This window comes from Streptomyces sp. BR123, assembly GCF_013401435.1.
Lineage (GTDB): Bacteria > Actinomycetota > Actinomycetes > Streptomycetales > Streptomycetaceae > Streptomyces.
This window is the reverse complement of sequence record NZ_JACBGN010000430.1, coordinates 1-4,482: the sequence shown is the minus strand read 5'-3', so window position 1 is coordinate 4,482 and position 4,482 is coordinate 1. Positions and strand designations below refer to the sequence as shown.

4 protein-coding genes and 2 pseudogenes are annotated in these 4,482 nt (G+C 72.6%); 2 read left to right on the top strand and 4 right to left on the bottom strand.

Going from position 1 to position 4,482, the window contains the following annotated elements; all coding sequences use genetic code 11:
• Positions 1-255: 255 nt before the first annotated feature.
• Positions 256-1,188, bottom strand: a complete 933-nt coding sequence (locus HYE82_RS34325; protein WP_179178136.1) for a SigB/SigF/SigG family RNA polymerase sigma factor — start codon at positions 1,186-1,188, stop codon at positions 256-258.
• Between the two features lie 411 nt (positions 1,189-1,599).
• Between HYE82_RS34325 and HYE82_RS34320 the strand changes: the two genes are divergently transcribed.
• The gene (locus tag HYE82_RS34320) at positions 1,600-1,863 is read left to right on the top strand and encodes a protealysin inhibitor emfourin (RefSeq protein ID WP_179178135.1); all 264 of its coding nucleotides are present in this window, start codon (positions 1,600-1,602) and stop codon (positions 1,861-1,863) included.
• Between the two features lie 381 nt (positions 1,864-2,244).
• Here the strand turns inward: HYE82_RS34320 and HYE82_RS38705 are convergent.
• A pseudogene (locus tag HYE82_RS38705) lies at positions 2,245-2,334 on the bottom strand (DUF2267 domain-containing protein); the annotation flags it as partial.
• Positions 2,335-2,495: 161 nt separating this feature from the next.
• A pseudogene (locus tag HYE82_RS34315) lies at positions 2,496-2,702 on the bottom strand (Hsp20/alpha crystallin family protein); the annotation flags it as partial.
• Positions 2,703-2,850: 148 nt separating this feature from the next.
• Here HYE82_RS34315 and HYE82_RS34310 point away from each other — a divergent pair.
• On the top strand, positions 2,851-3,441 hold the full coding sequence (locus HYE82_RS34310) for an Hsp20/alpha crystallin family protein (RefSeq protein ID WP_179178134.1): 591 nt from the start codon (positions 2,851-2,853) through the stop codon (positions 3,439-3,441).
• A 369-nt stretch (positions 3,442-3,810) separates the two neighbouring features.
• Here HYE82_RS34310 and HYE82_RS34305 read toward each other — a convergent pair whose 3' ends face one another.
• Entirely contained in the window at positions 3,811-4,197 is a 387-nt protein-coding gene (locus HYE82_RS34305) for a hypothetical protein (RefSeq protein ID WP_179178133.1), read from the bottom strand.
• Positions 4,198-4,482: the final 285 nt, after the last annotated feature.

Here is a 4,482-nt window from a genome sequence, read left to right as displayed (position 1 = left end):
GACAGCCCACCAGCAGGCCCAGCCCGGCGGGCACGGCCTGTTCGTCGTCCGGCGGACCTCCGACCGCTGGGGCGCCGAGCGGCACGGGCAGGGCAAGACCGTCTGGGCGGAGTTCGACATCGCCGGGCCGGTACCCGGCCGATAGATCTGCCCACGGTCGGCAGGTCTCCCGGCCGCCGGCTGCCACGGGGCGGGCCGGCGGCCTCGATCGCGCCGCCGCGCGCCTGCGCCACGCCGGACGGCCGTGCGCGGCGTTCATGATGCGAGCATGCCCTCGCGGAGGCGGGCCAGGGTCCGCGACAGCAGGCGGGAGACCTGCATCTGCGATATGCCGAGCTCGGCGCCGATCTCGGCCTGGGTCATCTCCCTGCCGAACCGCATGGCCAGTATCCGCCGATCGCGTTCGTCGAGGCGGGCGAGCAGCGGGGCCAGGGTGGCGAAGTCCTCGAAGAGCTCCATGGCGGGGTCGGTCTCGCCGAGCGTGTCGGCGAGCGTCCGACGGCCCGGGCGGACGGAGCCGGCCTGCGCGTCGGCGTCCACTGCGGCGTCGAGGGACTCCGACGCATAGCCGTTCGCCGCGACCATGCCCTCGACCACTTCTTCCTCCCCGATGCCGAGGTCCTCGGCGATTTCGGCCACGGTCGGGGCCCGGCCGAGGAGGTCGGACAGCGCCTCCTGGCTCCTGGCGATGTCCGCGCGCAGCTCCTGGAGCCGCCGCGGCACGTGGACCGCCCAAGTGGTGTCGCGGAAGTACCGTTTGATCTCGCCTACGATGAACGGCAGGGCGAGCGTGGTGAATTCGACGCCCCGGTCCGGGTCGAACCGGTCGATGGCCTTGATCAGCCCGATCGTGCCGACCTGCACGATGTCGTCCAGCTCCCCCCGGGCCTGGGCGGTCCGGTTGCGGAAGCGCCGCGCGGCGTAGCGGACCAGGGAGATGTTCATCTCGATCAGCGTGCCGCGCACGTACTGGTACTCGCGGGTGCCCTCCTCCAGCGAGCGGAGCCGCACGAGGAAGAGCTTCGACAACTCCCTGGCGTCGGCCGGGGCCAACTCCCGCGGCGGGGTGTTCAGCGCCAACGCGTCGAGGGCGCCTGCTCCTTCCCGGGCTCCGGAGTCCGCTCCCGGCACCGCCTCGGCGAGGCCGGCCGGGTGTACGGACGCGGCAACTACTGCGGAGCGAAGCATGGTGAGGACCCTTCTGCTGACGGCGGACGGCTTTCCGCGCCCCTGCCCCGCATCCTCGCCCTTACGCTCCAGGGCTTCCTTTTCGGTTGTCCTGCAGGCAAGTTCAGGCCACGGACGGCCGATCGCCGAGGGTTGGTTCGCCAGGTGCCCGTCCGACCTGCCGCGCCGGAATTGCGCTGCGGGGTCGTGCCGGATCCGGCAGCACGGCCACGGCGTGGGCGGTGCGGCATCGCGGGTAACGGCGGGCCGATTTCGGACGTGTTGAGTCGAGGCTGCGTGGCGGATGCACGTGCGTGACTTTCGGGGGCAAGCGATGGGTGTCCCCATCCGATGCGCCGCCTCTTCCCTCCCCAGGTCGAAGGAACCGCCGGCCGGGCGGAAAGGCGACGCTCTGTCCCAGGAGGTCTCGCAATGCTGATCACCATCAGGCGAACCGGCGGCTTCGCAGGCAGGGAACGTACAGGTGCCCTCGACACGAGCTGCCGTTGTGACGGGGCCGAGTTGGAGCGTTTGGCCGAGCGCTTGCTGAGCGACGAGGTTCCGCAATCGGGCTCCGTGCCCGACGGCTTCAGCTACGTCATCCACGTCGACGGCAAGGTAGTGGAGTTACACGATCCCCATCTGACGGACGAACAGCGGCAGTTGATCGATGCGGTCCTTACCGAGGGTGCCTGAGCACCTGCGCTTCCCTCGATCAGGCTGCCGGGAATCGGCAGACGGGTCGAAGGACCGCGCCTGAAGTCGTCCGGGAGCAGGGGCCGGCAGCCCTCGACGAAGCCCTGCGCAGGCGGCGGCCTGCGCAGGGGGCCGCGGCTGTACGCCTCCCCGGCGGCTTGGGGCACGGAGGTACGCGGCGGCCCGGATCCGCCTCCGGCAGGGTGGTGGGCGAGCTCGTCGTCGTACCCCACCGGAACCCTCCTGGCCCCTGAGGGAGTGTCCCGCCCCCCGATGCTTCCGGTGGGGAGGAGAGAGCCGTCGAACCGGTCGCCCGGCAGCCCCCGGGCAGAGGGCGCGGGGTCGGCCGCCGGACAGCAGGCCGTGGCCGGCAGGGAGTTGCAAGAGGAGCAGCGCGTACGTCTCGGGGAGGCAGGCGGCGGTGCGGGCGCGGTCCTCGCCGACGAGGTGGGCGCCCAGGAGGGCGAGGACATCGCCTTGCGGCGAGCCGGGGGTCCCGCACGTGCCCTGGGCGGTCCCTGCGAGGCGGCGAAGGGTGGCAGGGGAAGGGCGGGGCACGGGTCCCTCACGTCCTCGTTCCGCCGTCCTTCGCCGCACCGTGCGAGGAGGCCAGGCCCGGCGGGGCCGGGCGGTCAGCTGCTGAGCTGCTTGCGGCCGCCGTCACCGATCGCGATCTTGCGGGGCTTGGCGCGCTCGGCGATCGGGATGCGCAGGGTCAGCACGCCGGCTTCGTAGTCGGCGTCGATGTGCTCGGTGTCGAGGGTGTCGGCCAGCGCGATCTGCCGGGAGAACACACCCAGCGGGCGCTCGGAGAGCTCCACCTGGGCCTGGTCCGACCTCGGGGCCGGCCGGCATGCTGCGCCGCTGGTGCCGCCGCGCGCTGTGGCGGAGGCCGCGGCGTCCGGCTGGTTTGGCCGCTGGTGGCGCGGTTAGTCGCCCTGTACCGGAAGGCGCTCCCGCCCCGGGATCCAGACGGAGGTGAAGGAGATGGCACGGCTCATCCGACGCTGCGCAAGCAGTCCTGGCAAGGTGCTCAGAGCACTGGCCCCGTTCGGTGACTTCGACAGGGTGCGAGAGCAGACGGGCCGGTTCCTGGAACGGGCCGCGCCCCCCGGAAGTGGTGGAGCCTGGCTTCCTGCCTCCGAGGAGGACGAGCGCGACGGCTCCTTCATCCTCAAGCTCGAACTCCCCGGCTACCCCGCCGACAGCATCGACATCGAGGTCGAGGACGGCACGCTGATCATCCGTGGCGACCTGCCCGAAGAGAATCGCGCCAAGGTACTCAGCCGTCGGCAGGGCCGTTTCGTGTTCCGCGCCGGCCTGCCCGCCGGGGCCGACCCCGAGCGCTGCCAGGCCACCCTCGACAACGGTGTCCTGACCGTGACCGTGCCCAAGCCCGCACGGCAACGGCGCCGCAGGATCGAGATCGGGCAGGGGCCCGCCGCTCCCCGGGACGGGACGCGGAGCGGAGTCCCCCGCGAGAAGAACGACGGCATGTCCCCGGTGGAAGCGCACAACACCTTCGTCGCCGGCGCCACCGCGCAGCAGGCCTCCGAAAGGCACACTCCGCAAGCGTGACGCTTCGCAACCACGCGGTCTTCTGCTCCGGCCCGCATGAAGGCGGCGGTCGCGGGTCGGAGGCGTCGGAGGCGTCGGAGGCGTCGGAGGCGTCGGAGGCAGGGTGTGAGGATGCGTTTCGCCGAGCCTCCTCGGCCGCTGCTCAGCGGCTGCGCCGGGCTCGGCGCAGCCGCGGAGCAGCACACGTCTCGTCCTCTCAGGCGCGTCGGGCCGGGGCCTCCTCGGTCGGGGCCTCCTCGTAGGCGAGGGAGATGCGGGCGGGGACGGCGTCCGGGCCGCGGCCCCCGGTCACTTCACGCAAGGCTGAACGAGGCCGTCGCCGAGCCGGGCGAGGTCGCACACCTCCACCCTCGCCGGTGGAGCCGGGGCTCAGCCAGGGCGCCGCCGCTTGGGGCCGTCCTTCTTCTCGATGCCCGTGAAGGCGGACTCGTCCTTGCCGCCGCTGGGGCGCTGGGAGCGTCCACGGGGTCCCAGGTCATGGTGGCCCTTCTGGCCGCCGCGCTCGGCCAGCTCCTCGCCGCTGCGCGTGCTGCTCTTGACCGGGACGCCTTCGTCGGCCTTGCCGGTCTGCGTGCTCTTGCGGGACTTGCGGGGGCCGTCCTCATGCTTCTCCGGCGGGTCGAAGGAACGCCGGGCGCTGGGGTTCTCCTGGGTGTGCGTCGAGTCGACATCGGGTGACCAGCCGTGCTGCTCGGTGCCTTCGTGCCTGCTGGGGCCCTCACCGTGGGGAACGTGCGACTTCGGACTCGTGGCCATTACAGCCACCTCCCGGTTCGGGGTGTTCGGTCGCCGGGCGCCTGCCCCCCACCCGCCCCGGCAACCACCGTATCGGCGGTTTTCGCCGAGCCGCTGCGATCCGCCCGTTACGCGGCCTCCCGACTCCGGTCGCCGTTCGCTGCTTCCCCGGACGGCGCGTCTCCGACTTGATCGCGAGGGCCGGCTGACGGGGGCAGCGCACCGTGGTCGTCGTCTGCCCGTGCGTGAGGGTCCGGCCCGGGGCCGCCGGTGGCTACCGGGCGCCGCCAGGGCGCTCTCGGCGCC